Annotated in this window: 24 protein-coding genes; 7 read left to right on the top strand and 17 right to left on the bottom strand. The window is 71.8% G+C overall.

Features of this window, described 5'->3' with window-relative positions; all coding sequences use genetic code 11:
- The 6 genes from ACFU97_RS25590 to ACFU97_RS25565 all read right to left on the bottom strand — a co-directional run.
- Nucleotides 1–826, bottom strand: an 826-nt coding sequence (locus tag ACFU97_RS25590; protein WP_384260610.1) for an LLM class flavin-dependent oxidoreductase, incomplete at its 3' end; no start/stop codon positions are given.
- Nucleotides 827–938: 112 nt separating this feature from the next.
- Nucleotides 939–1,379, bottom strand: coding sequence for an SRPBCC domain-containing protein (locus ACFU97_RS25585; protein WP_384260608.1), 441 nt, complete (start codon nucleotides 1,377–1,379; stop codon nucleotides 939–941).
- A 53-nt stretch (nucleotides 1,380–1,432) separates the two neighbouring features.
- A complete protein-coding gene (locus tag ACFU97_RS25580; RefSeq protein ID WP_384260605.1) occupies nucleotides 1,433–1,771 on the bottom strand; it encodes an ArsR/SmtB family transcription factor in 339 nt (112 codons plus the stop codon).
- Nucleotides 1,768–2,235 (bottom strand): SRPBCC domain-containing protein, encoded by a 468-nt coding sequence (locus ACFU97_RS25575; protein WP_384260602.1) that lies wholly within the window; start codon nucleotides 2,233–2,235, stop codon nucleotides 1,768–1,770. The genes ACFU97_RS25580 and ACFU97_RS25575 overlap by 4 nt, the downstream gene beginning before the upstream one ends.
- Nucleotides 2,236–2,341: 106 nt before the next feature.
- Nucleotides 2,342–3,397 carry an NAD(+)/NADH kinase gene (locus ACFU97_RS25570; RefSeq protein ID WP_384260600.1) on the bottom strand — a complete coding sequence of 352 codons (1,056 nt, stop codon included), beginning with the start codon at nucleotides 3,395–3,397 and terminating at the stop codon, nucleotides 2,342–2,344.
- A 718-nt stretch (nucleotides 3,398–4,115) separates the two neighbouring features.
- Entirely contained in the window at nucleotides 4,116–4,553 is a 438-nt protein-coding gene (locus ACFU97_RS25565; protein ID WP_384260597.1) for a glutaredoxin domain-containing protein, read from the bottom strand.
- Between the two features lie 89 nt (nucleotides 4,554–4,642).
- On the opposite strand from ACFU97_RS25565, the gene ACFU97_RS25560 reads away from it, so the two are divergent.
- On the top strand, nucleotides 4,643–5,059 hold the full coding sequence (locus tag ACFU97_RS25560; RefSeq protein WP_384260631.1) for a PaaI family thioesterase: 417 nt from the start codon (nucleotides 4,643–4,645) through the stop codon (nucleotides 5,057–5,059).
- 61 nt (nucleotides 5,060–5,120) lie between these two features.
- Nucleotides 5,121–6,056, top strand: coding sequence for a squalene/phytoene synthase family protein (locus ACFU97_RS25555; RefSeq protein WP_384260594.1), 936 nt, complete (start codon nucleotides 5,121–5,123; stop codon nucleotides 6,054–6,056).
- A 179-nt stretch (nucleotides 6,057–6,235) separates the two neighbouring features.
- Here the strand turns inward: ACFU97_RS25555 and ACFU97_RS25550 are convergent, their stop codons facing one another.
- On the bottom strand, nucleotides 6,236–7,168 hold the full coding sequence (locus ACFU97_RS25550) for a DMT family transporter (protein WP_384260592.1): 933 nt from the start codon (nucleotides 7,166–7,168) through the stop codon (nucleotides 6,236–6,238).
- A 39-nt stretch (nucleotides 7,169–7,207) separates the two neighbouring features.
- Here ACFU97_RS25550 and ACFU97_RS25545 point away from each other — a divergent pair, with 39 nt between their 5' ends.
- On the top strand, nucleotides 7,208–7,732 hold the full coding sequence (locus ACFU97_RS25545; protein ID WP_384260590.1) for a MarR family winged helix-turn-helix transcriptional regulator: 525 nt from the start codon (nucleotides 7,208–7,210) through the stop codon (nucleotides 7,730–7,732).
- A gap of 82 nt (nucleotides 7,733–7,814) precedes the next feature.
- Here ACFU97_RS25545 and ACFU97_RS25540 read toward each other — a convergent pair whose 3' ends face one another.
- Entirely contained in the window at nucleotides 7,815–8,477 is a 663-nt protein-coding gene (locus tag ACFU97_RS25540; RefSeq protein ID WP_384260587.1) for a DUF4232 domain-containing protein, read from the bottom strand.
- 319 nt (nucleotides 8,478–8,796) lie between these two features.
- Here ACFU97_RS25540 and ACFU97_RS25535 point away from each other — a divergent pair, with 319 nt between their 5' ends.
- On the top strand, nucleotides 8,797–9,363 hold the full coding sequence (locus ACFU97_RS25535; RefSeq protein ID WP_384260585.1) for a hypothetical protein: 567 nt from the start codon (nucleotides 8,797–8,799) through the stop codon (nucleotides 9,361–9,363).
- A gap of 41 nt (nucleotides 9,364–9,404) precedes the next feature.
- Here the strand turns inward: ACFU97_RS25535 and ACFU97_RS25530 are convergent, their stop codons facing one another.
- Nucleotides 9,405–12,044 carry a glycosyl hydrolase gene (locus tag ACFU97_RS25530; protein WP_384260582.1) on the bottom strand — a complete coding sequence of 880 codons (2,640 nt, stop codon included), beginning with the start codon at nucleotides 12,042–12,044 and terminating at the stop codon, nucleotides 9,405–9,407.
- 164 nt (nucleotides 12,045–12,208) lie between these two features.
- Entirely contained in the window at nucleotides 12,209–12,871 is a 663-nt protein-coding gene (locus tag ACFU97_RS25525) for a class I SAM-dependent methyltransferase (protein WP_384260579.1), read from the bottom strand.
- 92 nt (nucleotides 12,872–12,963) lie between these two features.
- On the opposite strand from ACFU97_RS25525, the gene ACFU97_RS25520 reads away from it, so the two are divergent.
- Complete coding sequence (locus ACFU97_RS25520; RefSeq protein WP_384260576.1) at nucleotides 12,964–13,593, top strand: TetR family transcriptional regulator; 630 nt, start codon at nucleotides 12,964–12,966, stop codon at nucleotides 13,591–13,593.
- A gap of 152 nt (nucleotides 13,594–13,745) precedes the next feature.
- A complete protein-coding gene (locus ACFU97_RS25515; protein WP_384260573.1) occupies nucleotides 13,746–15,110 on the top strand; it encodes an alkaline phosphatase in 1,365 nt (454 codons plus the stop codon).
- A gap of 60 nt (nucleotides 15,111–15,170) precedes the next feature.
- Here the strand turns inward: ACFU97_RS25515 and ACFU97_RS25510 are convergent, their stop codons facing one another.
- The 5 genes from ACFU97_RS25510 to ACFU97_RS25490 form a co-directional block, all read right to left on the bottom strand.
- Nucleotides 15,171–16,640: a family 43 glycosylhydrolase gene (locus ACFU97_RS25510; protein ID WP_384260570.1), complete on the bottom strand. Its 1,470-nt coding sequence runs from the start codon at nucleotides 16,638–16,640 to the stop codon at nucleotides 15,171–15,173.
- A gap of 58 nt (nucleotides 16,641–16,698) precedes the next feature.
- Entirely contained in the window at nucleotides 16,699–17,640 is a 942-nt protein-coding gene (locus ACFU97_RS25505; RefSeq protein WP_384260567.1) for a carbohydrate ABC transporter permease, read from the bottom strand.
- 1 nt (nucleotide 17,641) lies between these two features.
- A complete protein-coding gene (locus ACFU97_RS25500) occupies nucleotides 17,642–18,547 on the bottom strand; it encodes a carbohydrate ABC transporter permease (RefSeq protein ID WP_384260564.1) in 906 nt (301 codons plus the stop codon).
- A gap of 33 nt (nucleotides 18,548–18,580) precedes the next feature.
- Nucleotides 18,581–19,924 carry an extracellular solute-binding protein gene (locus ACFU97_RS25495; RefSeq protein ID WP_384260561.1) on the bottom strand — a complete coding sequence of 448 codons (1,344 nt, stop codon included), beginning with the start codon at nucleotides 19,922–19,924 and terminating at the stop codon, nucleotides 18,581–18,583.
- A 115-nt stretch (nucleotides 19,925–20,039) separates the two neighbouring features.
- Complete coding sequence (locus ACFU97_RS25490) at nucleotides 20,040–21,863, bottom strand: glycoside hydrolase family 2 protein (RefSeq protein WP_384260558.1); 1,824 nt, start codon at nucleotides 21,861–21,863, stop codon at nucleotides 20,040–20,042.
- 243 nt (nucleotides 21,864–22,106) lie between these two features.
- Here ACFU97_RS25490 and ACFU97_RS25485 point away from each other — a divergent pair, with 243 nt between their 5' ends.
- Nucleotides 22,107–23,129, top strand: a complete 1,023-nt coding sequence (locus ACFU97_RS25485) for a LacI family DNA-binding transcriptional regulator (protein ID WP_384260555.1) — start codon at nucleotides 22,107–22,109, stop codon at nucleotides 23,127–23,129.
- A gap of 54 nt (nucleotides 23,130–23,183) precedes the next feature.
- Here ACFU97_RS25485 and ACFU97_RS25480 read toward each other — a convergent pair whose 3' ends face one another.
- Nucleotides 23,184–23,399, bottom strand: coding sequence for a hypothetical protein (locus tag ACFU97_RS25480; protein WP_384260552.1), 216 nt, complete (start codon nucleotides 23,397–23,399; stop codon nucleotides 23,184–23,186).
- Nucleotides 23,400–23,499: 100 nt separating this feature from the next.
- Nucleotides 23,500–24,903 (bottom strand): DHA2 family efflux MFS transporter permease subunit, encoded by a 1,404-nt coding sequence (locus ACFU97_RS25475; RefSeq protein WP_384260549.1) that lies wholly within the window; start codon nucleotides 24,901–24,903, stop codon nucleotides 23,500–23,502.
- Nucleotides 24,904–24,920: the final 17 nt, after the last annotated feature.

Genomic DNA, 24,920 nt, shown 5'->3' with positions numbered 1-24,920 from the left:
GCCCCGAGCCGGTCGGGACGAAGATGAGCTCGTCGCAGCCGCTCGACTCGAAGGCGGCGGCGTAGGACTTGACCATGTCCGGGGTCACCGCGGCGCTCGCGGCGATCTGGCCGGCGACGTCGCCGAGGAAGCCGTAGTAGTCCAGGAGATAACCGTCCGCCTGCGCGCGGGCGTCGGGCCCGAGCCCGAAGTAGGCCAGGGACAGCTTGCGGGGTGTGCCCGAGCGGCCGGCGTCGCGCCAGGCGGCGTCCACTGCGGCCGCCGCCTGGGCGAACATGTCCGGCGAGCCGCCGCCCATGATCCAGCCGTCGCCGAACTCGGCCACCCGCCGGAAACTGGCCGCGCTCCCGCCGCCCAGGATCAGCTCGGGGCCGCCGTCGCGCACGGGCCTGGGCCCGATCCCGCCGGCGATGCCGCGCTCCTCCCCGGCCCAGATCCGCTTCATCTCCTGGAGCTGGTCCTCGAAACGGCGCCCCCGGCCCTTGGTGGACAGCCCGCTGGCGGCGAAGTCGTCGTCGCGCCCGCCGAGGCCCACCCCGAGCACGAAGCGTCCGCCGGAGATCCGTTCCAGGGAGGCCGCCTGCTTGGCCAGCAGGGCGGCGTTGGTGTGGAGGGGCGCGAGGAGCACGCTCGTCGTCAGGCGGATTCTGCTGGTGACGGCGGCGGCCGCGCTGAGGGCGATCAGCTCCTCGTAGCCCTGGTACACCAGCCGGCCGATGGTGCCGAGGGTGCTGAATCCCGCACCCTCCGCCTGCCGGGCCCAGTCCAGCAGTCTCGCCGGCTCGGTACCGGGAACCGTGTTGGGAAGGCCGATTCCGATGTCCATCCGTTCCTCCGGTCGTAGGCAATTCGCTCGACGCCCATCATGCGCACAGACACCGCGCGGGCGACCGCATTGACGGAGCTACGACCACCCGGCCGCGTGGACCGGCCACCGGCTAGTGCCAGTTGCTGATCTGGACGTCGCGCGGGGCGGGTTCGCCCTTGCCGGTCTCGATCAGCCGCTTCAGGCTCATCAGGAACGTCGCCCACTTGGTGCTGCAGTGGTACATGAACTCCACGGGCTCCTTCCAGCCCTCGTGCCGGAACAGCACGATCGTGTAGCCGTCCTCCTGTTTGAGGTCGAAGTGGACCTGGGTGCCGATCCACTCCTCGGGGCCGTCGACGACCTCCCAGCGCACGTGCTCGCCGGGCCGGCCTTCGAGCACCTTCATGTCGAAGCCGCCGGGCCCGAAGCGGAAGCGGATCACTCCGCCGACCTCTGTGTCGCCCTCCGTGTCCTGTGTCCACCAGTCCGACAGGCCCTCGATCGTGGTCAAGGCCGCGTAGACGTCGTCGGGGGACGACGTGACACCGATCCTGTGCAGGATGTCCACCATCGCGATCTCTCCTTCTCATGCGGGTAGTTGTGTGCGGGTGCGTGCGTACGGGCTCAGCTCTCCTTGCTGCGCTGGATCGTCTCGGCGATCCGCCTGATGCGCTGCAGCCGGGCATCCCAGGCCGACCCGACCGATGCCAACTGCACGACAGCGCGGGCGAGTTGAGCCTCGTCCACCTGATACAGGCGCTCGCGTCCGGACGGGGTCACATGGACGAGTCCGACCCGGCCGAGGACGCCGAGGTGCTTGGTGACCGCCTGGCGGGTGACCGGCAGCCGCTCGCTCAGCGTGGTCGCGGTCCCGCTGCCGTCGGCCAGCAGCAGGTCGAGCATCCGCCGCCGGATGGGATCCCCCACCGCGGACCAGAGCTCGTCGTCGACGACGGCGGTCACCGCGCCGACTCCATACGGGCGGCATACGCGACGAGCCGGGGCAGGAAGTGGTGGTCCCAGCTCTTCGCATGGTCGCGGTACGCCTCTTCGAGTACGGCCGCCTCCCAGCCCCGCTCCCGGAATCCCGACTCGCTGAAGCGCAGCAGCGTGCCCGTTCCCGAGGGGATCAGGTCGAAGGTGACCAGGAGCGAGTTGGCGGGCCCGGCGGTCTCTCCGTCGTCGTACACCCACCGGAAGCTGAACCGCCGCGGCGGGTCGGCCTCCACCACCGTGAGGGACTCGGCCTTGGCGTCCGGGGCGCTCGGGTCGCCGAACGTGATCGTCCCCGTGCCGCCGGGCACCGGTTCGAGCTCCGCCTCGTCCGGCCACCACTCCCGCAGGTGTTCGGGCTTGCTGACGACCTCGTAGACCACCTCGGGTGTGGCCTCGATGCGGATCTCCCGCTCGATGCTGCCGTACTCCATACCGCCGGCCTCCTTTCGCAACCTTTGGTTGCACATCACGGTAGACCTCTCCGCCGCGATACGCAACCATCGGTTGCAGATAGAGGTCGGGGGGTGCCGATACAGATCAGGACAGGGGCGGGGCGTCGAGCCGGTGGACGCTGGTCGGTACGGGCCTGGTGGGCATGAACAGGGCCGGCGCCTCGCCGTCCGCGGCCGTCGCGGGCGCGTCGGTCAGCCGCATGCGCTCCCGCAGACGCCCGTAGAAGTTGGCGGGGTTCAGCCTCACCAGGCGCAGCGGCTCGGGTGCCGCGGTCACGCCGATCCAGTCGCCGGGGTCCAGGACGCCCCGCGGCTGCCCGTCGACGCTCACCGCGGCGCGCCCCGAGTGGGGCAGCACGCGCAGGGTGATCGGCTCGTCGGCGTTCGCGATCACCGTGCGGTTGAACGCCATGTGCGGCGCCACGGGCGTGAAGATCACCGCCCGCATCCGGGGCGACAGCACCGGTCCGCCGGCGGCGAAGCTGTAGGCGGTCGAGCCCGTCGGGGTGGCGACGACGACACCGTCCGCCGAGTACGAGGCCAGCAGCCGCCCGGCGATGTAGACGCCGAGGCTGACCTGGTGGTCCCGTGCCAGCTTCTCCACCACGACGTCGTTGAGGGCGGTGACGTCCAGCGCGATGCCGTCGTCGTCCTGGTCCGCGCCATCGGACTGCGGCGGGGGCGGCGGGAGCGCGGGCCCGTGGCCGTAGCAGAGGAACTGCTCCACGTCGGTGGGGAACTCCAGCAGCTTCGAGGCCCGCATGGTGAGCGTCATCCGCTCCTCGTACTCGGACTGTCCGGCGTGCACGGCGTCCAGGGCCCGCTCGACCTCCCCCACGGCGGTCTCGGTGAGGAAGCCGACCCTGCCCAGGTCGACGCCGAGCACCTTGATGTTCTTCTTCGCGGCGATACGGGCCCCGCGCAGAAAGGTGCCGTCTCCGCCGAGGGTGACGATCAGATCGGGGCTGCCCGCGGCGCGCACCTCGTCCCGGCCGCTGCGACGGCTTCCCTGGCCCTGCCAGACGTCGATGTCGACGCAGCCGATGTCGTTCCGCGCGCACCACTGCCGTACGGTCCGGCCTCCCGACACCGCCTCGGGCCGGCCACCGTGCACGACGAGTCCCAGCCGGCTGATCGGCATGTCATCTCCCACACTGCCGTCGGGTCCGCTGCCTGTACGCCATCGTCACAGCTTTGGCCCGGGCCTGCCATGGGGCCGGGCACTCCCGCGATGTGTCGGCCGTCTGTCCGTCGTCTGTGCGCCGGTGCGGAGAGTCTTCACACGTTCCGACGACGTACGGGTGCCTGCCGTGCGATCCCTGGGAAGACTTATCAGCGGCCGCCGCCTGATGTCGGCGAGGGCGACGGCCGCTGTGCGCGAGGGCTCGCGCCGTCCCCTGGCGCGAGGGCCCGCGCGGGAATGTCCTTGCGGCCCGGGGGCCGAGCGGGAGTCAGCCCCAGCTCGAAACAGCCGCGAGGACGAAGGCCGGGGCCCGCTGGAAGCTCAGACGCGGGACGAGGTGGGCTCCGGCCGGCCGGGACGCGTGCTTCGCTGTCCGAGGACTGGGGACACGGGAGGAACGGATTCCTCCCTTCCGACAGCCTAGAACGGTCCGTCCGTCCGGCGACAGTCCGCGCGGCGTCCCGCGGTGCGCCGGGCGTGACCGGCCCGGTACCACCAGGCGCAGCGCCCCCAGAACCACCACTGCACTCCCTCCTGCCTGGCGGCGTCCGGGGAGGTCCAGGTTCACGGCCTGACCTCCCCGGAACGCCGGGACCCTTCCGTCGGGCGGGCCCCGGGTTCCCCGGCGGGCGTCACCGACACCCGCGCCGGGGCGCGCGTTCGGGCGGCGCGCCGGTCAGGCGGAGCGGGAGAGCTGTTCGCGCACCCACGCGGGGTCTGGATTGACGTAGGGCCGGCCCGCCACGAGGACGGTGGGCACGGTCTCGTCGCCGTCGTTGGCCGCCCGCACCACGGCCGCACCGTCCGGGTCGCGCCAGATGTCGACCCAGTGCACCCGCCGGGCACGACGGCCCAGCCGCATGCGCAGGCGCAGGCAGTACGCGCAGCCCGGACGCCAGAAGATCACCGGCCGGCCGTCGGCATCGCTGCGCCGCTGCGCCTCCAGCGCGCCGACCGACCTCGGGAAGATCAGCGGCGAGTTGACGCCGGCGAACGCCACGAAGAGCACAATGATCACCGCGGCCGCTCCCGGCTTCCCCGCGAGGATCATCCCGGCCGCGGACACCGCGCCGCAGAGCACCAGAACCACCGGCAGGATCCATGCGCGCATCATGGTGACGCAGGCTACCGAGGAGACGAGAACACGTGGAAGACCGGGACCCGCGGGGCGGGCACGAGGAGCGGGAGCAGGCGAGCCCCGAGATGTGCAAGCGCATCCAGGACAGCTTCGACCGGCAGGGGCTGATGGCCCATCTCGGCGCCCGGATCGCGCACATCGGGCCGGGCCGTGTGCACATCGAACTGCCGGCCCGGCCCGAAGTGACCCAGCAGCACGGCTACTTCCACGCCGGCGCCATCAGCGCGATCGCGGACAGCGCGGGCGGCTACGCGGCCTACACCCTGTTCCCCGGGAACACCGACGTGCTCACCGTCGAGTACAAGATCAACCTCCTCGCACCGGCCGTCGGCGACGTCGTCGAGGCGGTCGGCACCGTCGTGAAGTCCGGACGCACCCTGACGGTCTGCCAGTTGGAGGTGTTCGCCGTCCGGGACGGGCGGCGCAAGCTCGTCGCCGCCGGGCAGCAGACCCTGATCCGGGTCGACGGGTCCGGGCGATGAACCGGGTGCGGATACGCTGACCCGTGCGTGATCATCGAAAGGACCCGGAGCGAGGAGAGACGTGAGCAGCTGGTCGGACGCCCTGGACCGGTGCGGCATCAGCGATCCCTCTCTGCGCCGGGACTACGGCATGCAGCGCGCGCTCGCCCGGCGGTTCGCACCGGCCGAGTACATGACCCTCCGGCTGCTGCTGCCCGCAGCGCTGCACCCGTCCGTCTTCACCGCGGTCGCCTTCATGCACGAGACGGACGAGCGCATCGACAGCGGGGAGCCGGCCGCCCGGCAGGCGGCGCTGCGCGTCTGGGACCAGGAGGTCACCGCCGCGCTCGCGCAGCAAGGCGCCGCACAGCGGCCCATGTTGAGGGCTCTGGCGGACACCGCCCGGCGGCATCCGGTCCTGGCGACGCGCGTACGGGCCTTTCTCGACGGCGCGCCGGTGGAGGCCGCCTGGACGGGCTTCGAGACGGAGAGCGACTTCCAGGCGTACGTGGACAGTTACTCCCTGCCCGCGCTGATGCTCACGGCCTGCCTCTTCGAACCGCCTTCCCCGGCGGACGCGTTGGTGTTCGAGGCCGACTGCCGGACGCTGATCGAGGCCATGCAGCGCATCGACTTCCTGGCGGACCTGCCCGAGGACGTCGCTCAGGGGCGGATCGGCGTACCGAGGGACACCCTGGCCCGGCACGGCCTGAAGACCGAGGACTTGGCGCGCGGCAGCGGCGACCACGTGCCCGCCGTCGAGCGCCTGGTCACGGAGCAGGCCCGGGTCGCGGCCGCCGGGCTGGACGGCTGCGGCAAGCTGCCCGAACTCGCGGAGCCCGGGCACCGGCCGTTCCTCGACGCCCTGATCGCCGTGCAGCGTCTGCGCCTGCGGGCCGTGGAACGCAAGGGCGCCGAGCTCCTGACCCACGGTGCCAGGCCGGACGCCCTCGCGACCCTGCGGCTGCTGCTGCACGCCTATCGCAATGCCCGCAGAGAGCGCCGCGCATCGAGGTGAACGGGCTGCTCCGGTCCGCGCGGAGCCCCGCTCTCGGCTCACCGGTGTGAAGTTACGCCGCCCTTCCCGACCGGCCCCGTGAAGCGCGGGTCTTTTTCCACGGCCACCCCCGGCGTCCACACCGCCCGGCACCTCAGCCGGCGCCCAGACCGCGATCCACGCGCACCCTCGCTCACCGCTCACCGGTGTGAAGCGGTGCCGCCCGTGCCGACCGGCCCTGTGGAGTGCACGTTGTCCTCCTTGGCCGTCTCATGCGTCGTACGCCGCCGGGCGGCGGGGCGGCTCAGCAGGATTCCGGTCAGGACCAGGGCGAGGCCGCACAGTTGCTGCGCGGTCAGGGTCTCGTCGGCCACGATCGTGCCCAGGAGCACGCCGGTCACCGGGTTGAGCAGCCCCACCAGGCCGACGGTCGCCGCGGGCAGACGGCGCAGTCCGGCGAACCAGGCCGCGAAGGCCAGGGCCGTGGCCACCGTCGTGACGTATCCGAAGGCGAGGGCGGCCGACGTGTCCAGGGCCGGGGGCGCGCCTTCGACGGCGACGGCGAACGGCAGCAGAAGCAGCCCGCCCGCGATGAGCTGCCAGGACGTCGAGGCGAGGACGTCGACCTGGTGGCTCCAGCGCTTGGCGAGGATGTAGCCCAGCGACGACAGCAGCAGGGCCGTCACCGAGGCGAGCACACCGAGCGCGCTCGCCCGTGTCCCGCCGGTGAGCAGCATGAGACTCACGCCCACGATCCCCGCGGCGGAACCCGTCAGATGCCGCGGCGACGGACGCTCGGAGAGCAGCGGCCACGCCGTCAGCATCATCACGAGCGGCGACGTCGCCATGATCGTCGAGGCGAGGCTGGTGGGCAGCAGCTGGGCGGCGACGTAGACGAGGACGAAGAACACGCCCGCGTTGAGGGTGCCCAGGACCAGCGACTTCCACCACCAGGACCCGTGCGGGCGTCTGCGGGCGACCGCGAGCAGCAGCACTCCGGCGGGCAGCGCCCGGATCACCGCGCCGTACAGGGGATCTCCCGCGGGGAGGTAGGCGTGCGTGACGTAGTAGGTGGTGCCCCAGGCCACGGGAGCGATCGCCGCGACCGCCGTCCAGCGCAAGGTAGCTTCCATGGAAGGTAATATAACTTCCTCGGAAGCTATAGTGAAGCCATGGCTGACGATCTCGACCGGACCGGCGACCTCGACCACGTGGCCCGGATCCAGGCGGAGTGGGCCCGCGAGCGCCCCGATCTCGACGTGAGCCCGCAGGGGGTGATCGGCCGCCTCCACCGCCTCGCCGGGCTGCTCACCGAGCAGCTCTGCGTCGTCTACCGCCGATTCGGCCTCAGCGAGGGCGAGTTCGACGTCCTGGCCACATTGCGCCGGGCCGGCGACCCGTTCGAGCGGGCGCCGAGCGAGCTGTCGGAGCACACCATGGTGACGACCGGCGCCATGACCAAGCGGCTCGACCGGCTCGAACGCGCGGGCCTGGTGAGCCGGCGCCGCTCCGAGGCCGACGGCCGCGGCCGCGTGGTCGCACTGACCGACGCCGGCCGCGACCTGATCGACGCGGCGTTCACCGAGCACATGCGCAACGAACGGCGCCTGCTGGACACACTCGCACCGAAGGAGGCGGCGCAGCTTCAGGCGCTGCTCACCGCCTGGCTCGGGCGTATGGACCCGCCACGGAGCTGAGACGCGCACCCGGGACGCGCGCCTGCGCGGGAGATGCCCGGGTGCTCGCGCGCACCGGAGGCATCCCCCGCCGGCGGGACCGTCAGCCCCGGAACGCCCCGAACTTCACTTCCTTGCCGCAGACGTTGAAGATCGCGGCGGAGCCCGTGTCGGTGGTGACCTTCACCGTGCGGCTCACGTCCTTGGGCAGGGCGATCTCCACCTTCGACGCCTGGACCCCGCACGTCTGCCGGGCCGACTCGGTGCCCTCGAAGTTCAGGTCCGCGTAGCTGACGCTCGCCGTGGCGGTGGCTCCGGGCCTCACGTCGACGGCGTCGGTTCCGGCGGCGGAGTTGTCGGTCTCGATCGGGGAGCTCTTGCCCTGGTCGTCCTTGGCGACGAGGGAGGTGGCGCCCACGATGGTGCACGGCTTCGCCGACGTGTTGGTGATCTTCAAGGTGCCGGTCGCGGGCCTGGACGGGGTCGCATGCCGGGCGGCCGCGACGAAGGCCGCCTTCGTGGTCCGCGCGGTGCACGCGGCGATCGTGCCGTCCCCGCCCCGCGCGGAGGCGTCGCCCCCGGTCGCGCCGGGCGTGCCGGAGCCGGTCCCCTCCGCGGTCGCGCTCGGCGTGGCGCTGCCGCCCTGCGCCGACGCGGTGCTGCCGGTGCTCTCGCTTCCCGAAGCCTTGTCGTCGTTCTGGCAGGCGGTCATCGTCAGCCCCGCGGCCAGCACGGCGGCAGCGGCGACGGCGGTACGGACTCGCATGAAATCTCCTCGTTACCGATCGGTAGGTTCGGAGGGGAAGATGCCTCCTACTGATCGCCGGTTCAGCAGTCACGCGTGACAAGTACCACAGCCGTCGACGGAGAATGGCGGTAACTCCCCTTACGTCCGCACCACTTGACGACAGCGGCGGTCGCGGGGAGGCAACACTGCGGGACGGACGTGATCTCGCGCCGGGAGGAGCCGTCGCCACGACGCCGCTCGTCCGGCCGATGGCGTGGGACCATCCCCTTGGTCGTACGAGTCAGCCGTAAGCGTTGGTCGTAGGCGTTGGTCGTACGAGCGACCGGGAGGTGTCGGTATGCGCTGGTGGGTCGCGGGCTGGGCGGTGGCCGGGATGGTCGTCCTCGCGTCGTGCGGCGGGTCTTCGGGCGGGGCGTCGGGTGCGGGGCGCTCCGCCGGGCCGTCGAGCAGTACTCCGGCGCAAGGTTCCTCGACGCCGGCGCCGGCTCCGTCCTCGGCCACGCCCACCGGTTCCGGCACCCCCGGCGGGTCGGCGTCGGCCGGTGAGCCCTCCGGGGCGACGGGCCGTTGCGCCGCCGGGCACGCCCAGGTCACCGTCTCCCCCGGCGACGCACCCACGCGCCGGCTGTGCGTGCGGCCCGGGACCGTGGTGTCGCTCGTTCTCGAACCGCGGGCCGACGACCGGCGGTGGACGGCGGTGAACAGCTCCGCGCCGGTGTTCGTCGTGGCGTCCGGCTGGCAGGTGGGTCCGGACGGCACCGCCCGGGCCTCGCTGCGCAGCGCGGGCACCCGGGGCGGCAGCGCCAAGGTCACGGCGCTCGCGAAGGCCCCGGACGTGGCGGGCGCCGCCCGGGCCGCCTTCACGCTGGACGTGAGTGTCGTGCCGTATCCGAAGGAGGGGTGACCCCGGCGGACCGGGATCACCCCTCCCTCATCGGTGCGGCGTCAGCCGTGGTCACGCGTCCTGAGCGTGTAGATGCCACGGCCGTGCGTGGCCGCGTACAGGGTGCTTCCGTCCGGGCCCAGCTTCAGCTGGAGGACGGCGACGGCCGGCAGGGAGCCGAGGCGCTCCCACTTGGTGTGACCGGGTGCGCGGTAGACGACGCCGAGGTCGGTGCCGACGGCGAGGCCGCCGTTCGCCGTGACGACCGCGGAGTTGGTCGGCACGTCGGGCAGGTTCGCCGAGATGTCCTTCCAGGTGGTGCCGCCGTCGGTGGACTCGAAGACATGGCCGAGGCCGGCTCCGGGGCCCTCGGTCCAGTGCCGCGAGAAGCCGTTGACCGCGAGGAAGACGTGGTTCGCGTTCTTCGGGTCGATGGCGAAGCCGCTGAGGTAGCGGTTCGGCACGGTCCCGTTCACCGGCAGGCTGATGTCGTGCCAGCCGGTCCCGTCCGCGTTGCCGACGGAGATGCCGCGCGCGAAGCCCTGCTCGTTGCAGGGGCCGCACCAGGCCGCGTAGACCTTGCCGCCCGAGGCCGCGACGGCGGTCGCGGTCCGGCCCGCGCCGAGGTCGTACACGCTCTTCCACTCGCTGCCGCTTCTGATGGCGTAGCCGTGGGACTGCGTCCACACGTGCCGGCCGCCCGCGACCCAGGCCGCGCTGTTCTTCAGGTCGGCCGCGAGCGGGGCGATGAAGCGTGCCTCACCGGTGGCATTGTCGGCCGGGGCGACGTTGTACGAGGTCGCCTTGGTCGGGTCGTTGATCCAACTGCCGTCGTTGACCGCGCAGTTCTGGGTCACCTGGACCGAGAGGTAGACGTACTCCTGGGCGATGTTGCAGCCGTTGGCGGGGTCGGCGAGGGTGTCGCCGCCGTCTCCGCCGAAGTTGGAGCCCATCACCTTGTCGTTGCTGCGCAGCATCGACTGGCCGTTGTCCTGCAGACCGCCGGTGACGGAGACGCCGTGGTGGTCGAGGTCCTTGCCGACGCCCACCGAGTAGTACTGCAGGGTGTCGATGGAGCCGTCGTTGAGCGAGGCCCAGTCGGTGGCGTGGCCGGAGGAGTCCTGGGAGCCGTCGACCGGGCGACGGTAGGCACCGCCGTCGTTGCCGACGTAGACGACGCTCCTGCCGTGGTAGCGGCCGATCGCCACGCCGTGCTGGTCGGGGTGAGTGGTCTGGCTGCAGTCACCGGTCTGCTTGCTCGGGTCGATGCTCCAGCAGGGGAACGGGAAGTTCCAGTACGGGCCCACCGCGGACCAGCCGGCGCCGCCGTCCTTGGACTCGAAGACCTCTTCCAGACCCAGGTACACATGCCTGGGGTTGGCGGGGTCGACGGTCAGGAACTGGTTGTACCAGGCCTGCACGCCCGGCATGTAGCCGGCGTCCGTGAGCGCGGAGCCGTCGGCGGCCAGCTGCTTGTAGTCGGCGACCTTCGTCCAGGGCCCGAACGGCGACGCGGCGCTGTAGACGCCTTCCAGGTTGCTGTCCGGGTTGGTCGCCAGCTGCTCGGGCGACTGGTCGATGGCGTAGTAGCGCGAGTTGTCGGCGGAGTGGGCGAAGGTGACCGTGCCGACGTTGTCCGGGTCGGTCGGCATGTCACCGAAGCCGCTGCCGATGCGCTGCCAGCTGCCGCCGGTCCGCGTGTAGAAGCCGTTGTAGTCGTCGCCGCTGCGCCAGCCGACCGCGAGCACCACCTTCGCGGGGTCCTTGGGGTCGAAGGCGATGTCGTTGGTGATGTTCTTGTACGCGGCGGCAGGGTCCTTCGCCTTCGAACCGCCCGGCAGATAGTCGGGGTTGGGGGCGAACTCGAGCTTCCAGGCGCCGTTCAGCTTCTTCGTGGAGTGGCTCCACACGCCTTCACTGGTCGCGGCCCACACCTTGCCGCCACCGAACCGCAGTTGGCGGATCGTCGTGCTCTCCAGCTGATCGCCGCCGACCCGGCTGCGTGCGGAGAAGGCGCCGTGGTGGGGGTGGGTGAGCACGTACACGCCGCTGCCGAGATAGGCGTCCGCGTTGGTGTTCGCCTCGCCGGTGCCCAGCCACAGCCGTCCGGCGCCGTCGAGCGCGAGTGCGCCGGTGGCCTGCGAGGACAGGCTGTCGCTGATGGACTGCCAGTGGCCGCCGCCGGAGCGCGAGCGCCACACACCGCCGCCGGCGCTGCCCGCGTAGACGTAGCCGTCGTCGTCCGCGGCCATCGCGGCCATGCGCCCGGTCACATTGCCCGCGCCGCCGCTGGAGTTGGAGTCGATGTCGCGGTAGCGCGGGTCGTCGGAGTTGTAGGGCAGGTCGGTGATGTCCTGCCAATGGCCGCCTGCGCTCGGCAGCTTGTTCAGGCTCTGCCAGGCGGCGCCGTACGCGCCCGGTGCGACGACGCCGGGCGCTGTGCGGGCCTCGGCGTACTGGGCCGCGCCCTCGGCTATCTCGTCGGCCTCTCCCCCTTCGTCCCCGTCGTCCGCCTTCGCCTTGAGGCCGACGTCGCCCGCCGAGTGCGCGCGCTCGGCGGCGAGTTGAGCCTGCGTGCGGGCCCCGAAGGGGCTCGTGTGCCGGCCACCGGGCGCCGCGCCTGCGGGTATCGCCACGAGCCCTGCGGTGGCAGTGACGGCACAGATGGTGAGCCACCGTCTTCTGCGGGTTTGTTCTGGCACCAGATCCTCCCGAACGGGTGTGGATACAGCCGTTGCGGGAGACCCGATCACGAGAAGACGGAAACCGTCCGAAACTTGGTCAACTCTTTGTCCGGAACCTGTCAGGTCGGCTGACCGGAAACATTCGGCGACTACACCGTGCGCGCAGGTCCCGGAAAGGTCAACTACCGTGCGCGCACGGCCTGTACGTAATAGAGCCAAGGCTTTACGTCCCCGCGCCCGGCCACCTCGAACCCGGCGTCCGCGATCATGCCGTCCAGGAGGTCGACGCGGTTGTGCGCCATGGCGTGGGCCGTTCCGCCGTGCACCAGGTGACGGCCGAGCCGGCTCCTGGGCGGCCGGAACTCCACGACGAGCAGCCGTCCCCCGGGGCGCACCACGCGGAACATCTCGCGCAGGGCCGCCGGGCGGACGTCCTCCGGCAGGTGGTGCAGCATCAGGCTGGTGACGACGGTGTCGTACGACCCGTCCGGCAGGTCGAGGGACTCCGCGAGGCCCTCCCGGTAGACGCAGGAGGCGCCGCCGGGGCGCTGCTTCCTGCGGCGGGCGTACTCCAGCACCGGCGGCGAGGGGTCCACCCCCGTCACCTCGCCGCCCGGGCCGACCCGTTCGGCCATGCGCCGGGTCAGGTAGCCGGTGCCGCAGCCCACGTCCAGGACGCGGTCGCCGGGCTCGGCGCCGCTGAGTGCGGCGAGACGGGTGAAGGCGCGGTTGCGGCGGCCGGCGAAGCAGACGTCGCCGCAGAGTTCGTAGGCACGCGGGGTCGCGATGGTCACGCCCGGGGTGTCCGAGCGCGGCTTGCCCTGCATGAGGCGTCCGAGAGACATGACCCTCCTCCATAACTTAGTCACGACTAAGTACTGCGCCCAACTTAGTCGCGACTAAGAAATACGGCAAGGGTCGGCATAGGATTGCCGTCGTGACCGAGTCCCGCCGCCACCCGCGTACGCGGACCCGCCTGCCCGCGGCCGAGCGGCGCGCGTCGATCCTCGCCGCCGCGGCGGAGGTCTTCTCCGAGACCGGCTACCAGCGCGGCAAGGTCTCCGACATCGCCAAGAAGGTCGGCGTCAGCGAACCGGTGGTGTTCCAGAACTTCGGCTCCAAGGCGGCCCTGTACCGCGCCACCCTCGACCACGCCACGGACGCGGTCTCCGCGCTCCTCCACGAGGCCGCGGACGCGGGCCGGCCCGTGCCCGAGGTGCTGGCGGCCTTCCTCGACCCGGCCCACATGGACCGCTTCCACCAACCCGGCTCGCACGGCTTCCTGTTCGCCGACGCGACCGCGCTGGCCCACGACCCGGACCTCGGCGACGCCCTGCGCCAGGTGCACCGGCACTTCGTCACCACGCTCGCCGAACTGCTGCGCCGCGGGCAGGCGGCCGGCGAGGTCCGGGACGACGTCGATCCCGGCACGGCCGCGTGGTGGCTCGTCTCGCTCCTGGCCGGCCGTTCGTTCCGTGCCGCCGTCGTACCGGAACGGGACGCCGTGGAGGCCGAGTTGACCAGGCTGGCGCTTCAGTCGCTGCTACCGGGCGCCCGCCGGGCCTGAGGCCGCACGCACGGCAGCCCCCCGTGCGTCATGTCCTCGACGGACACACACGACCATTCATTTACCTTCCCTTTGCCAGTGCCTGGTGATGTGGCCGTCGTTGGTCACCGCACGCGGATGCGGGACACCGGACGCCTCAAGGAGCCTCATCCATGCCCAGACTCACCCGCCGTCACCTCACGATCGCCACCGCCGTCGTCGCGGCGACCTCCGCGGCCGTGGCCGTCACGACCGCCGCCGGTGCCTTCGACGGCGCGCAGCAGGCGAAGAGCGCGATCCAGAGCGGGAAGGCGAAGAACGTCATCCTGCTCATCGGTGACGGCATGGGCGACTCCGAGATCACCCTCGCCCGTGACTACACGGTCGGTGCGAACGGCCGCCTGAACATGGACAGGTTCCCGCTCACCGGCGCGTACACGACGTACGCGGTGCACAAGGACGGCACGCCGGACTACGTCACCGACTCCGCCGCCAGCGGCACCGGCTGGGCCACCGGCGTGAAGACGGTCAACGGCCGCATCTCCAAGACCCCGGGCAGCGACAAGGCCGTCCGCACCATCCTGGAGCTGGCGCAGAAGAACGGCTACGCCACCGGCAGCGTGACGACCTCCGAGCTCACCGACGCCACCCCGGCCGTGCTCGCCTCGCACGTCACCGACCGCGGCTGCCAGGGCCCGGCCGACATGGCGAACTGCCCCACCGACACGATCGCGGCCGGCGGCCCCGGCTCCATCGCCGAGCAGTCGGTCGACCACAAGGTCGACGTCCTGCTGGGCGGCGGCAAGCAGCGCTTCGACCAGAAGGTCACCGCCGGCGCGTACAAGGGCCTGACCGTCACCCAGCAGGCGCAGAAGCTGGGCTACCAGGTCGTCACGGACAGCGCGGGCCTGAGGAGCGTGAAGTCCAACAAGCCGGTGCTGGGCCTGTTCGCCTCCGGCAACGTGCCCGTCGAGTGGACCGGCAAGGCCGCGGCCGTCGGCGGCACCGACCCGCAGCGCTGCGTCACCTCCAACCCGAACCGCCCGTCGTCGACCCCGAGCCTCGCGGACTCCGCCACCAAGGCGATCCAGCTGCTGGAGGCCAAGCAGCGGGCCCACCACTCCAAGCAGGGCTTCTTCCTGCAGATCGAGGGTGCCTCGATCGACAAGCAGGACCACGCGGCCGACCCCTGCGGCCAGATCGGCGAGACCGCCGCCTTCGACCGCGCGGTGAAGGTCGCCCGCGACTACGCGGCCAAGCACCCGGACACCCTGGTGGTCACCACCGCCGACCACGGCCACACCAGCCAGATCGTCCCGCTGGAGGCCACTCCGCCCGGCCTGTCCTCGACGCTCGTCACCAACGAGGGCCAGCAGCTCAAGGTCAACTACTCGACCAACACCCCCGGCCAGTCCCAGGAGCACACGGGTACCGAGGTCCGCATCGCCGCCCAGGGCCCGCTGGCGTACCGCGTCCTCGGCGTCACCAACCAGACCGACCTGTTCACGACGATCCGCGAGGCCCTGCGCCTGCACTGACGTCGACGACAGCGCGAGGGGGAGACCGCCGGGCGGTCTCCCCCTCGCGCGTTCAACCGGTCACTTGGTGTACACCTCCGCCCGGTCGACGCTCACGAACGCCGCCTGCGACGAGGCACTGTGCTCGCCCGTCACACGAACGCGCAGGGTGTGGCGGCCGTACGCCAGTTTCGGGCTGATGTACTGCACGGTCTCCCCCGTGCGGATCGCGCCGTAGAAGTCGACGCGCTGCTCCGTGCCGCCGTCGACGCTGAGGGCCGCGATGCCGTTGCCGGTGTCGCGGACGGAGAGCAGGGCGATGCGGGTGCCGGTGAAGGTGAAGGTCGCCGTGTCCCCGGCCTGGTCGATCCAGTGGTCGTCGCCCCAGAAGCACTGGGTGCCGCAGCCCGTACCGGAGTTCCAGGCGCCGGTGTAGCTCAGGGTGCCGTCGCCGCTGGAGCGGCCGTCGTCGTTGATCCAGTAGGTGCCCGAGCCCGGGTCGCCGGACGGCAGGTCCTGCGTCGCGCCCATCGCCGTCGGCCGGCCGAGATCGGGGCTGCCGTCCGCGTTCCAGGTGATCCTCTGTGCGCGGGTGGTGCGGTCGGTGTAGGTGTACGCCGACGTCGACTTGGCGTGGTAGACGATCCAGTCCTCCGTGCCGTCGGGCGAGCGGAAGAAGGCGTGGTGGCCGGGGCCGTAGACGCCGTGGTCGTCGGCCCGGGAGAAGACCGGCCCGGAGTGCTGCCGCCAGTTGGCGGGCACCAGCGGATCGGCGCCGTTCGCCAGGGACATCATCCAGACCTGGTAGTCGGGCTTGCCGGTGTCGCAGGTCGAATACGTCATCCAGGTACGGCCGTTGCGGTTGAGGAACTCGGGTCCCTCGCGCACCTCGTCGCAGCCGCCGGCGGCGTTGATCGCCACGGCGTCGCCGGAGACCGTGTAGGGGTTGGACATCGGGGCGATGTTGATGCCGTTGTGCTGGTACTGGTTGATGCCCGCGTAGGCGAGGTAGAGGCGGCCGTTGTGCTGCAGGATGCCCGGGTCGATCGCGAAGTCGGCGGCGTGGTTGGGCGGGGCCAGCTTCGCCTTGAAGTGGTAGGGGCCGGCCGGGTCGTCGCGGTCGGACTCCAGGACGTAGACCCGGTGGTGGTCGTCGGTGCCGTCGTCGGCCGTGTAGTAGAGGTACCAGCGGTTGCCGAAGCGGTAGAACTCCGGTGCCCACAGGTGCTGGTTGCGCGCGGCGTCGGTGTCCGTCCACACGGTGACCGGGTCGGCGGTGAGCAGGGTGCCGAGCGAGGGCGAGCGCCACATGCGGATGCTGTCGCCCTGGGTGGTGGTCAGGTAGTAGTTCCCGTTCCAGTACGTCATGAACGGGTCCGGGCCGGTGTTGAGCGGGTTACGGAAGGTGCCCGCTGCCGCCGCGGCGGGTCTCGCCGCGGCCGTGGGCACCGCCGGCCGGGCCGCGGCCGGGCCGGCGGTGAGGAGACCCAGCAGCACGGCCAGCAGGGAGAGGACTGCCGTGAGGGGGGAGATGCGCGGTCGTACGCGCATGGACGGCTCCTTTACATCGATGTAGGGAAGAGCACGGTTCGTCAGTGTCCCAGCGTCCTCACTGACCGCCCAGACCAGTGGTGGCCACGGACTTGACGATGTGTCGCTGGAAGAACACGAAGACCACGACGAGCGGAAGGGCCGCCAGCACGGCGGAGGCCATCGTCTGGGCGTACTGAATGCCGTAGGCGTCCTTCACCGAGGTGATGCCGACCGGCAGGGTCATCAGGTTCGGGTCGGACGTCGACACGAAGGGCCACAGGAAGTTGTTCCAGGCCCCGATGAACACGAAGATCGCGACGGCCGCGAGCATCGGGCGGGACAGCGGCATGAGCACGGACCAGAAGATCCGCCAGTGGCCCGCGCCGTCGATGCGGGCGGCCTCCTCCAGCTCGCGGGGCAGCGAGTCGAAGTGCTTCTTCAGGATGAACACCATCACGGGCGCCACGGTCTGCGGCAGGATCACCGCCGCGTAGGTGTCGAGCAGGTGGAGGGTGAGCATCTGCTGGAACCACGGCACGATCAGCACCTGCGGCGGCACCAGCACGGCCGCCACGGTGAGCATGAACAGCCGGCGGCGTCCGGGGAAGCGGGTGCGGGAGAAGGCGTATCCGGCCATCGCGGAGACCAGCACGGTGATCACCGTGACGGCGGCCGAGATGAGCAGGCTGTTCAGCATCCACAGCGGCAGGTCGCCGCGCTCCCACACGGTGCTGAAGCCGTGCAGGGTGAAGCCGTGCCGGGGCCAGAACCAGTGCGCCGGATCGCTGGCGTCGGCCTCCGACTTGAACGCCGTCAGCAGCGCCCACGACATCGGCAGCAGCCACACCACGGCCAGGACGGTCAGGGCTGCGAGGGCGAGCGCGCGGCTGAGCCGGCTCTCGCCGAGGGTCAGGTTCGTGCGCCCGGACCTGGCACGGCGGGTGACTCTCAACTCCCTTACCGGACCGGCTGCTTGCTTGGTCGGACCGGTGCGGACGGGCAGCTCGGTGGAGGTCATGTCACTTCTCCCGGCGGCGGAGGGCGGCGTACTGGAGGGCGGAGGCGATCAGGACGAGGGCGAAGAAGATGTAGCTGATCGCGGAGGCGTAACCGAGCCGGTAGCCGGTGAAGCCGACGTCGTAGATGTACTCGACGACCGGGCGGGTGGAGCCGTTCGGGCCGCCCTTGGTGAGCAGGTAGACCTGGTCGAAGACCTTGAGGGAGGCCAGGATCTGCAGCACGGTGATCACGACGGTGATGCGGGAGAGCTGCGGCAGGGTGATCGAGAACAGCCGGCGCCAGGCGCCCGCGCCGTCGATCGCGGCCGCCTCGTACAGGTGGTCCGGGACGGACTGCAACGCGGCGAGGTAGAGCAGGAAGTTGAAGCCGACCGTCCACCACAGCGTGGTCAGGGCGATGGCCCAGATGGCCACCGACTCGTCACTGAGCCAGGCGACCTGCCCCAGGCCGACCACGTCGAGGAGGTGGTTGTAGAGCCCGAGGTCGGGCTGGTACAGCCACATCCACAGCAGGCTGACGACGCCGACGGGCAGCAGGTACGGGGCGAAGTAGGCCAGCCGCCACACCCATTGGCCGGGCAGGCCGGTGTGCACGAGCAGGGCGAGCACCAGCGCGACCAGCACCAGCGGCACGGTCGAGATGAGGGTGAAGACGACGGTGTGGCCGAGCGAGCGCCACATCTCGGCGTCCTGGAACGCCTCGGTGAAGTTGCCGGCGCCGACGAAGTCCGGGGCGTGGGCCGACAGGGAGCGGTCCGTGAGGCTCGTCCACAGGCCCTGGACCAGCGGCCAGACCATGAAGAGGGCGAACAGGACGAGGAAGGGCAGCGCGAACAGCAGGCCGGGCGGGACCGCTCGGCGCACGGGCGTGGCCCCGGGGCGGGGCGCGGCATGCGGAGAGGACATCGTTGTGCTCCTGGGCGAGGTGTGCGCGGTCGGTCAGGCCGGGCTGGGCTTGGCGAGGAAGGAGTTCAGGCGCCGCACCATCGCGCGCGCCGCGCGGTCGGGTGAGAGGCCGTCGAGCAGGGCCTGCTGCAGGACCTGGGACATGGCGTTCTGGAAGTCGGAGCCGGCGCCGGCGAACCACACCGCCGGGTCCAGGACGACGTGGTCCTGGGCCTGGGCGTAGTGGGACTGGGGCTGGAGCCGGTGGTAGGCGGCGGTGCGGGTGACGGGTCCGTAGGCGGGGATGTGGCCTGCGGTGGCCCAGATCTGGCCCGCCTTGAGCAGGGCCGCGACGGCGCGGTGGGTCCGGCGGCGGTGCTCGGGGTCGGGGTCCGGGTGGTGGGGCAGGACGAAGGAGTGCGAGTCCGCGTAGATCGCGGGGGTGCCGAACACGGTCGGGAAGGGGGCCGCGTTCACCTTCGGGTCGGCGGTGCGGAAGGTGCCGAGCTCCCACTCGCCGGAGAGGATCATCGCGGTCTGCCGGTTGCAGAAGGCGGCGATGGCCGAGGGGTAGTCGAGGTGTCCCGGGTTGACCTTGCCGTCGACGAGTTTGGCCATGAAGGCGATGACCTCGGCCATCCGGTCGACGTCGACCTCGGCGGGCCCGCCCTCCGGCAACTCGAAGGCACCGCCGGTCTGCTTGTAGAGGCCGTAGAACAGCCGCCAGCCCTGGGCGGTGTCGGTCACGTAGCCGAAGGCGATGCCCTGCTTGCCGGAGGCCTTGGCGAGCTCCTTGCCGGCCGCCAGGAAGCGGTCGGGCGAGGAGAACGCCTCGGCGTCGAGGGTGCCGTCCTTGGTGAGCAGGCCCGCCTTCGCGGCCGGTCCTGGGTGGAAGAAGACGATGAAGGGGTGGGTGTCCAGCGGGACGGCGTAGGTGCGTCCCCGGTACTGGGTGCGCGACCACACGGCGTCGGTGAAGTCGTCGCGGTGCACGCCGTATGCGGCGAGCTGGTCGAGGTCCCAGGGGTCGAGCAGTCCGGTGGGCGCGTAGCCGGCCAGCCGGGACATGTGCGAGACGGCGACGTCGGGGCCGCGTCCGCCGACGGAGGCCATGGCGAGCTTGGTGTAGTACGGCGTCCCCCACTCCAGGACGGTGCGCTCGATGCGCGTGCCCGGCATGCCGGGGCCCGCGGCGCGCACCATGTCGTTGAGCAGGCCGCCGTCGGCGCCGCTGAACAGGTCCCACAGGCGGACGGTCGAGGCGTCCGCGGCCTGCGCGGACCCGCATCCGGCGAGTGCGCCGGCGCCCAGGATCGCGGCTCCGGAGGCGAGCGCGGTGCCGAGCAGGCGGCGCCGGCTCGGGCCGGGCGGACCGACTGGTGCGGGTGTGCCGGTCATGGTGCTCCTTTCCACGGGCGGCGGTGCACGAAGATCGTGACTCATGCGCCGCCGCCACACGGTCTTACATCGATGTAAATCTCGGGCAGGGGTGTCTGCTGCGCATACGCTGCCGCTACGGGGTGCCCTCGTAGGCCGCCGGGCGCGTCTGGGCCCGGTGCAGGCGTTCGACGTCGAGCTTGTCGGAGCGGTCGAAGCGGTAGACGCCGTTGCGCTCCTGGAAGACGTCGGTGAGCTGGGTGTAGCAGTAGCCGAACATGTCGGGGTCGTCGAGCAGCACGCCCGTCAGCCCTGCGAAGCGGTCCGCGAACTCCTCTTCCGTATGGGGCCGTTCGCCGTATCCCCAGGACGCGTCGCGCTGGTCGCCCGCCGCGGCGGCGGCCTCGGGGTCCCACCAGATGCCGCCGAACTCGCTGCAGAAGTACGGCTGTCCGCGGTAGGGCACCGACCAAGGTCGCCCGTCGGGGGCGGTGTTGACGTACGGGCGGTCCTCGGAGAGCCCGGACATCGTCTTGGCGAAGGCGGCCGGGTCCTGCTCGTAGCAGTGCGAGTCGTAGACGTCGGTCTCCATGACGCGGTGGGCGTAGCCGGAGGCGTCGACGACCGGGCGGGTGGCGTCGGCCTGCTTGGTCGCCAGGAACATGGCGCGGGTGACGTCGTCGAGCTGCGTGATGCGGTCGTGCAGCGGCTGGTAGGTCTCGTTCAGCGGGCACCAGCCGACGATCGAGGGGTGCGAGTAGTCCCGCTCCACGGCCTCCAGCCACTGGGTGACGTACGAGGCGTCGGGCCGCTGGTTGTCGTCGCGGGCGCCCATCTCGCAGCCCCAGTCGCCGAACTCGCCCCAGACCAGGTAGCCGAGCCGGTCGGCGTGGTGGAGAAAGCGCTCCTCGAAGACCTTCTGGTGCAGGCGGGCGCCGTTGAATCCGGCGCGCAGCCCCAGTTCGATGTCGCGGACCAGGTCGGCGTCGGTGGGCGCCGTCATCAGGCCGTCCGGGTAGTAGCCCTGGTCGAGGACGAGGCGCTGGAAGACGGGTTCGCCGTTGAGCAGCAGCCGCCTGCCCTGGACCGAGACCGAGCGCAGCCCGGCGTAGGAGTCCGCCGCGTCCACGATCTGCCCGTCGGAGTCGAGGAGTTGGAGGCCGAGGTCGTACAGGTGCGGATCCGCGGGCGACCACGGGCGCAGCCGGCCGGCGGGCACGGTGAGCACCAGGCGGGGCGCGAGATCGAGGTCCGCGCGGGTCTCGGCGGTGAGGACGACGCCCTGTCCGTCGGAGAGGGTGGCACGCACCCGGTGCCCGGGGAGGTTGGCCGTCAGCGGCAGTTCCAGGTGGAAGGAGCCGGAGGCCAGGTCGGGGGTTATGCGCGGGCGCCTGAGGGCGGCGGCCCGCGGGACCGGCTCCAGCCACACGGTCTGCCAGATGCCGGTCGTACGGGTGTAGTGGCAGTGCGAGTTGGCGTACCAGGTGGCCTGCTTGCCGCGGGCCTGCACGCCGTGCCGGCTGTCCCGGGCCCGCACCACGATCGTCATCTCCCGCCCGGCCACGGCGACTTCGCCGAGGTCGGCGGTGAACGGGGTGAAACCGCCCCGGTGCCGGGCCACTTCGACGCCGTCGGCCCACACGGTCGTGTCGTGGTCCACGGCACCGAAGTGCAGCAGCACCCGCGCGTCCGTCCAGGTGTCCGGGACGGTCACGGTGCGCCGGTACCACACGGCCTCCAGGAAGTCGGTCTCGCCGATCCCGGAGAGCGCCGACTCCGGGCAGAACGGCACCACGATGCGGTCCGCGAGCTCGCGTTCGCGCAGGCCGCGCTCGAGCCCGGTGTCGGACCGGTCGATCTCGAACTGCCACTCGCCGTTGAGGTTGAGCCAGGCCTCGCGCACGAACTGGGGCCTGGGGTACTCCGGGCGGGGCTGGTCCGAGGGACGGGGGAAGGGCATGGGTCTCCTTGCGCCGTGAGGTGGTGCTGGGGCGCGCGCCGTGCGGCACTGCCGTGGCTCGGGCTCGAGGCCAAGCCGAGGCGTGCGCCCCGATGCGGTGCCGGGGGTGCTGCGGGGGTGCTGCGGGGGTGCTGCGGCGCTATGTCACCATGGCGATTACATCGTTGTAAATACGTCGGCGAGAACCGGTCCGGCCCGCAACCGATTTCTTTGCGGTCGGTACGATCACGGGCAGGCGGAAGGATGAACAGCGTGGCGGCCAGACCCAGGATCAAGGATGTGGCGGAGTACGCGGGCGTCTCGCCCAAGACCGTCTCCAACGTGATCAACAACTTCGAGCACGTCTCGGAGCGGACCCGCGCCGCCGTGCAGGAGGCGATCGACGCCCTCGGCTACCGCGTGAACATCGCCGGGCGCCAGCTGCGCCAGGGCCGTACCGGCATGATCACCCTCGCCGTCCCCGAGCTGGACGTGGCCTACTTCTCCGAGCTGGCCAAGCATGTGATGGCCGAGGCCGACGCGCGCGGGCAGACGGTCCTGATCCATCAGACCGGCGCGGTGCGCGAGCGTGAACTGGCCGCGCTGCACGGCTTCGACGCCCAGTTCTCCGACGGTGTCATCCTCAGCCCGCTCGCCCTCAACCCGCGCGACCTCGCCACCCGGGACCGCCGTCTGCCGGTGGTGCTGCTCGGCGAGCGTCCGGCCGAGGGCGGCACCGACCACGTCGGCATCGACAACGTGCGGGCCGCCCGCGAGGCCACCGAGCACCTGCTCTCCCGCGGCCGCCGGCGCATCGCGGTGATCGGCGGCGCGGTCCGCGGCCGCCAGGGCACCGACCGGCTCCGCACCGACGGCTACCGGGAGGCCATGGAGGCGGCCGGCCTGCCCTTCGAGCCGGACCTGGTGGTCCCGGTCGAGGCCTACCACTGGCAGGACGGGGCCCGGGCCGCGGCCGCGCTGATGGAGCACGGCCCCCGTCCGGACGCGCTGCTGTGCCTCAACGACCACCTGGCGCTGGGTGCGCTGCGCGCCCTGCACGAGCGCGGTCACTCCGTGCCGGGCGAGCTCGATGTGATCGGCTTCGACGACATCGAGGCCTCCCGGTTCAGCGTGCCCAGCCTGACCACCGTCGCCCCGGACAAGCGGGAGATCGCACGAGCCGCCGTGTCCCTGCTCCTGGAGCGGATCGACGCGCCGGACACCGTGGCGCTGCGTGACGAGGTGGTCGGCCACCAGGTCATCGTGCGGGAGAGCACGGGGGGTTGACGCGCACGCTCCCGCTCCCGCTCCCGCTCCCGCTCCCGCGGATGCCTACGGCGCTCAGGTGCTCCACACGTCCGCGCCGCCGCCCCGCCACTCGATGAGCGCGGAGCGGGCGACCTCCATCTCGTCCCAGTCCTGCAGTCCGGCCTCCTGGACGAACGCGGCGACGTCGAGGAGTCCGTAGGCCAGGCCGACGAAGTGGTCGCCGATGCGGACACGGCGGCCGCCGTCCTCGGTGGGCGGGTAGATGACGACGGGCTGGTCAGTGGCCATGATCCAAGCGTGCGGCCCGGGCGGGCCGAGCGCATGCGGGGGCGGACTTGGGAGGGAACCTCCCGGGACGCGCCTCCTGGGCTTGCGTGACCGGGGAAGGTCAGCGGTTCGTCGTCAGTACGGGTTCGGCGGGCGAGGACGACGGGGCGGGCCTCGGGCGGCCCGGAATGGCCAGGGCGACGGCCGCTCCGGCGAGGGACAGCGCGCCGCTGACGGCGATCGCCGCGGTGAATCCGTCGGTGAAGGCCGCCGGTCCCGCATAGCCGCCGGACCTGCCGAACACCAGGGCCAGTGCGGCGACCCCGAAGACCCCGCCCAGCTGCCGCCCAGTGTTGAAGACGCCGGACGCCTTGCCGATCTGCTCGGGGGCGACCGCGTTGAGCACGGCCGTCTGGGTGGCCGGCATCGCCATGCTCACGCCCGTTCCGGCGACGAGCATCGGGCCGATCAGCTCCCAGTACGGCGCGGACGGTGTCGCGACGAGCGCGAGCCAGCCCATTCCGGCCGCCTGCAGGGCCAGCCCGAGCGACGCGAGCGGCCGCGGACCGACACGGGGTGTCAGCCGTCCCGCCCAGGGCGCCACGACCGTCACCGCCGCGGTCCAGGCCAGCAGGTGCAACCCGGACGCCAGCGGCCGGTCGCCGCGCCCCGTCTGGAAGTACTGCGCCGCGAAGAACAAGGACCCGTAGAGCGAGGCGTAGAGGAACACCCCGGCGGCGTTGCCCGCGGCGAAACCGGCGAGCCGGAAGAGGCCCAGCGGCACCATCGGCCGTGCGGCGACCCGCTGCCAGGCGACGAAGGCGACGGCGCAGACGGCGCCCGCGCTCAGCGTCCCGACCACCTCCGGGCTCCCCCAGCCGGCCGCGTTCGATCGGATCAGCCCCCACACCAGGCCCAGCGCGGCGCCCGTGACCAGCACCAGCCCGCCGCCGTCCACGCGGCCCGCGGCGCCCCGGCTCTCCGGGACCCGGCGCAGCACCAGCGGGATGACGGTCAGGCCGATCGGCAGGTTCAGCCAGAAGATCCACTGCCAGGCCAGCCCTTGCGTGACGGCGCCGCCCACCACCGGACCGCCGACCACCGCGAGCCCGGTCAGGCCGGCGAACAGTCCCAGCGCCCGGGGCCGCTCGGGCGGCGGATAGGCGGCGCTGAGCAGCGCCATCGCGAGCGGCATCACCAGCGCGGCGCCGGCACCCTGCACGGCCCGCGCCGCGATCAGCCAGCCCACGCCCGGCGCGAGCGCGCACGCGGCGGAGGCCGCCGTGAACAGCGCCAGCCCGGCGGTGAAGATCCGCCGGCGCCCGAACCGGTCGCCGAGCACGGCCCCGGTCATCAGCAGGACCGCGAAGCTCAGGCTGTAGGCGTTCACCGTCCACTCGAGCTGTTCGATCGACGTGCCCAGATCCAGCCGGATCCGGCTGAGCGCCGTCGTCACCACCGTGGCGTCGAGCGCCACCATCACCGAGGCCGCGGAGGCGAGCCCCAGAACCCATTTTCTGTCCATGCCCGTACCGACCGGCG

The organism is Streptomyces sp. NPDC057616, from assembly GCF_042800575.1.
Lineage (GTDB): Bacteria > Actinomycetota > Actinomycetes > Streptomycetales > Streptomycetaceae > Streptomyces.
Note: the sequence above shows the minus strand (reverse complement) of the source record. Positions and strands in the feature narration are given on the sequence as shown.

Bases quoted from the DNA above. Each gene is read 5' to 3' on its own strand.
- ACFU97_RS25585 (WP_384260608.1), bottom strand. From the start codon at position 1,379: ATGGTGGACATCCTGCACAGGATCGGTGTCACGTCGTCCCCCGACGAC.
- ACFU97_RS25575 (WP_384260602.1), bottom strand. From the start codon at position 2,235: ATGGAGTACGGCAGCATCGAGCGGGAGATCCGCATCGAGGCCACACCC.
- ACFU97_RS25570 (WP_384260600.1), bottom strand. From the start codon at position 3,397: ATGCCGATCAGCCGGCTGGGACTCGTCGTGCACGGTGGCCGGCCCGAG.
- ACFU97_RS25565 (WP_384260597.1), bottom strand. From the start codon at position 4,553: ATGATGCGCGCATGGATCCTGCCGGTGGTTCTGGTGCTCTGCGGCGCG.
- ACFU97_RS25560 (WP_384260631.1), top strand. From the start codon at position 4,643: ATGTGCAAGCGCATCCAGGACAGCTTCGACCGGCAGGGGCTGATGGCC.
- ACFU97_RS25550 (WP_384260592.1), bottom strand. From the start codon at position 7,168: ATGGAAGCTACCTTGCGCTGGACGGCGGTCGCGGCGATCGCTCCCGTG.
- ACFU97_RS25545 (WP_384260590.1), top strand. From the start codon at position 7,208: ATGGCTGACGATCTCGACCGGACCGGCGACCTCGACCACGTGGCCCGG.
- ACFU97_RS25540 (WP_384260587.1), bottom strand. From the start codon at position 8,477: ATGCGAGTCCGTACCGCCGTCGCCGCTGCCGCCGTGCTGGCCGCGGGG.
- ACFU97_RS25535 (WP_384260585.1), top strand. From the start codon at position 8,797: ATGCGCTGGTGGGTCGCGGGCTGGGCGGTGGCCGGGATGGTCGTCCTC.
- ACFU97_RS25525 (WP_384260579.1), bottom strand. From the start codon at position 12,871: ATGTCTCTCGGACGCCTCATGCAGGGCAAGCCGCGCTCGGACACCCCG.
- ACFU97_RS25515 (WP_384260573.1), top strand. From the start codon at position 13,746: ATGCCCAGACTCACCCGCCGTCACCTCACGATCGCCACCGCCGTCGTC.
- ACFU97_RS25510 (WP_384260570.1), bottom strand. From the start codon at position 16,640: ATGCGCGTACGACCGCGCATCTCCCCCCTCACGGCAGTCCTCTCCCTG.
- ACFU97_RS25505 (WP_384260567.1), bottom strand. From the start codon at position 17,640: ATGACCTCCACCGAGCTGCCCGTCCGCACCGGTCCGACCAAGCAAGCA.
- ACFU97_RS25500 (WP_384260564.1), bottom strand. From the start codon at position 18,547: ATGTCCTCTCCGCATGCCGCGCCCCGCCCCGGGGCCACGCCCGTGCGC.
- ACFU97_RS25495 (WP_384260561.1), bottom strand. From the start codon at position 19,924: ATGACCGGCACACCCGCACCAGTCGGTCCGCCCGGCCCGAGCCGGCGC.
- ACFU97_RS25490 (WP_384260558.1), bottom strand. From the start codon at position 21,863: ATGCCCTTCCCCCGTCCCTCGGACCAGCCCCGCCCGGAGTACCCCAGG.
- ACFU97_RS25485 (WP_384260555.1), top strand. From the start codon at position 22,107: ATGAACAGCGTGGCGGCCAGACCCAGGATCAAGGATGTGGCGGAGTAC.
- ACFU97_RS25480 (WP_384260552.1), bottom strand. From the start codon at position 23,399: ATGGCCACTGACCAGCCCGTCGTCATCTACCCGCCCACCGAGGACGGC.
- ACFU97_RS25475 (WP_384260549.1), bottom strand. From the start codon at position 24,903: ATGGACAGAAAATGGGTTCTGGGGCTCGCCTCCGCGGCCTCGGTGATG.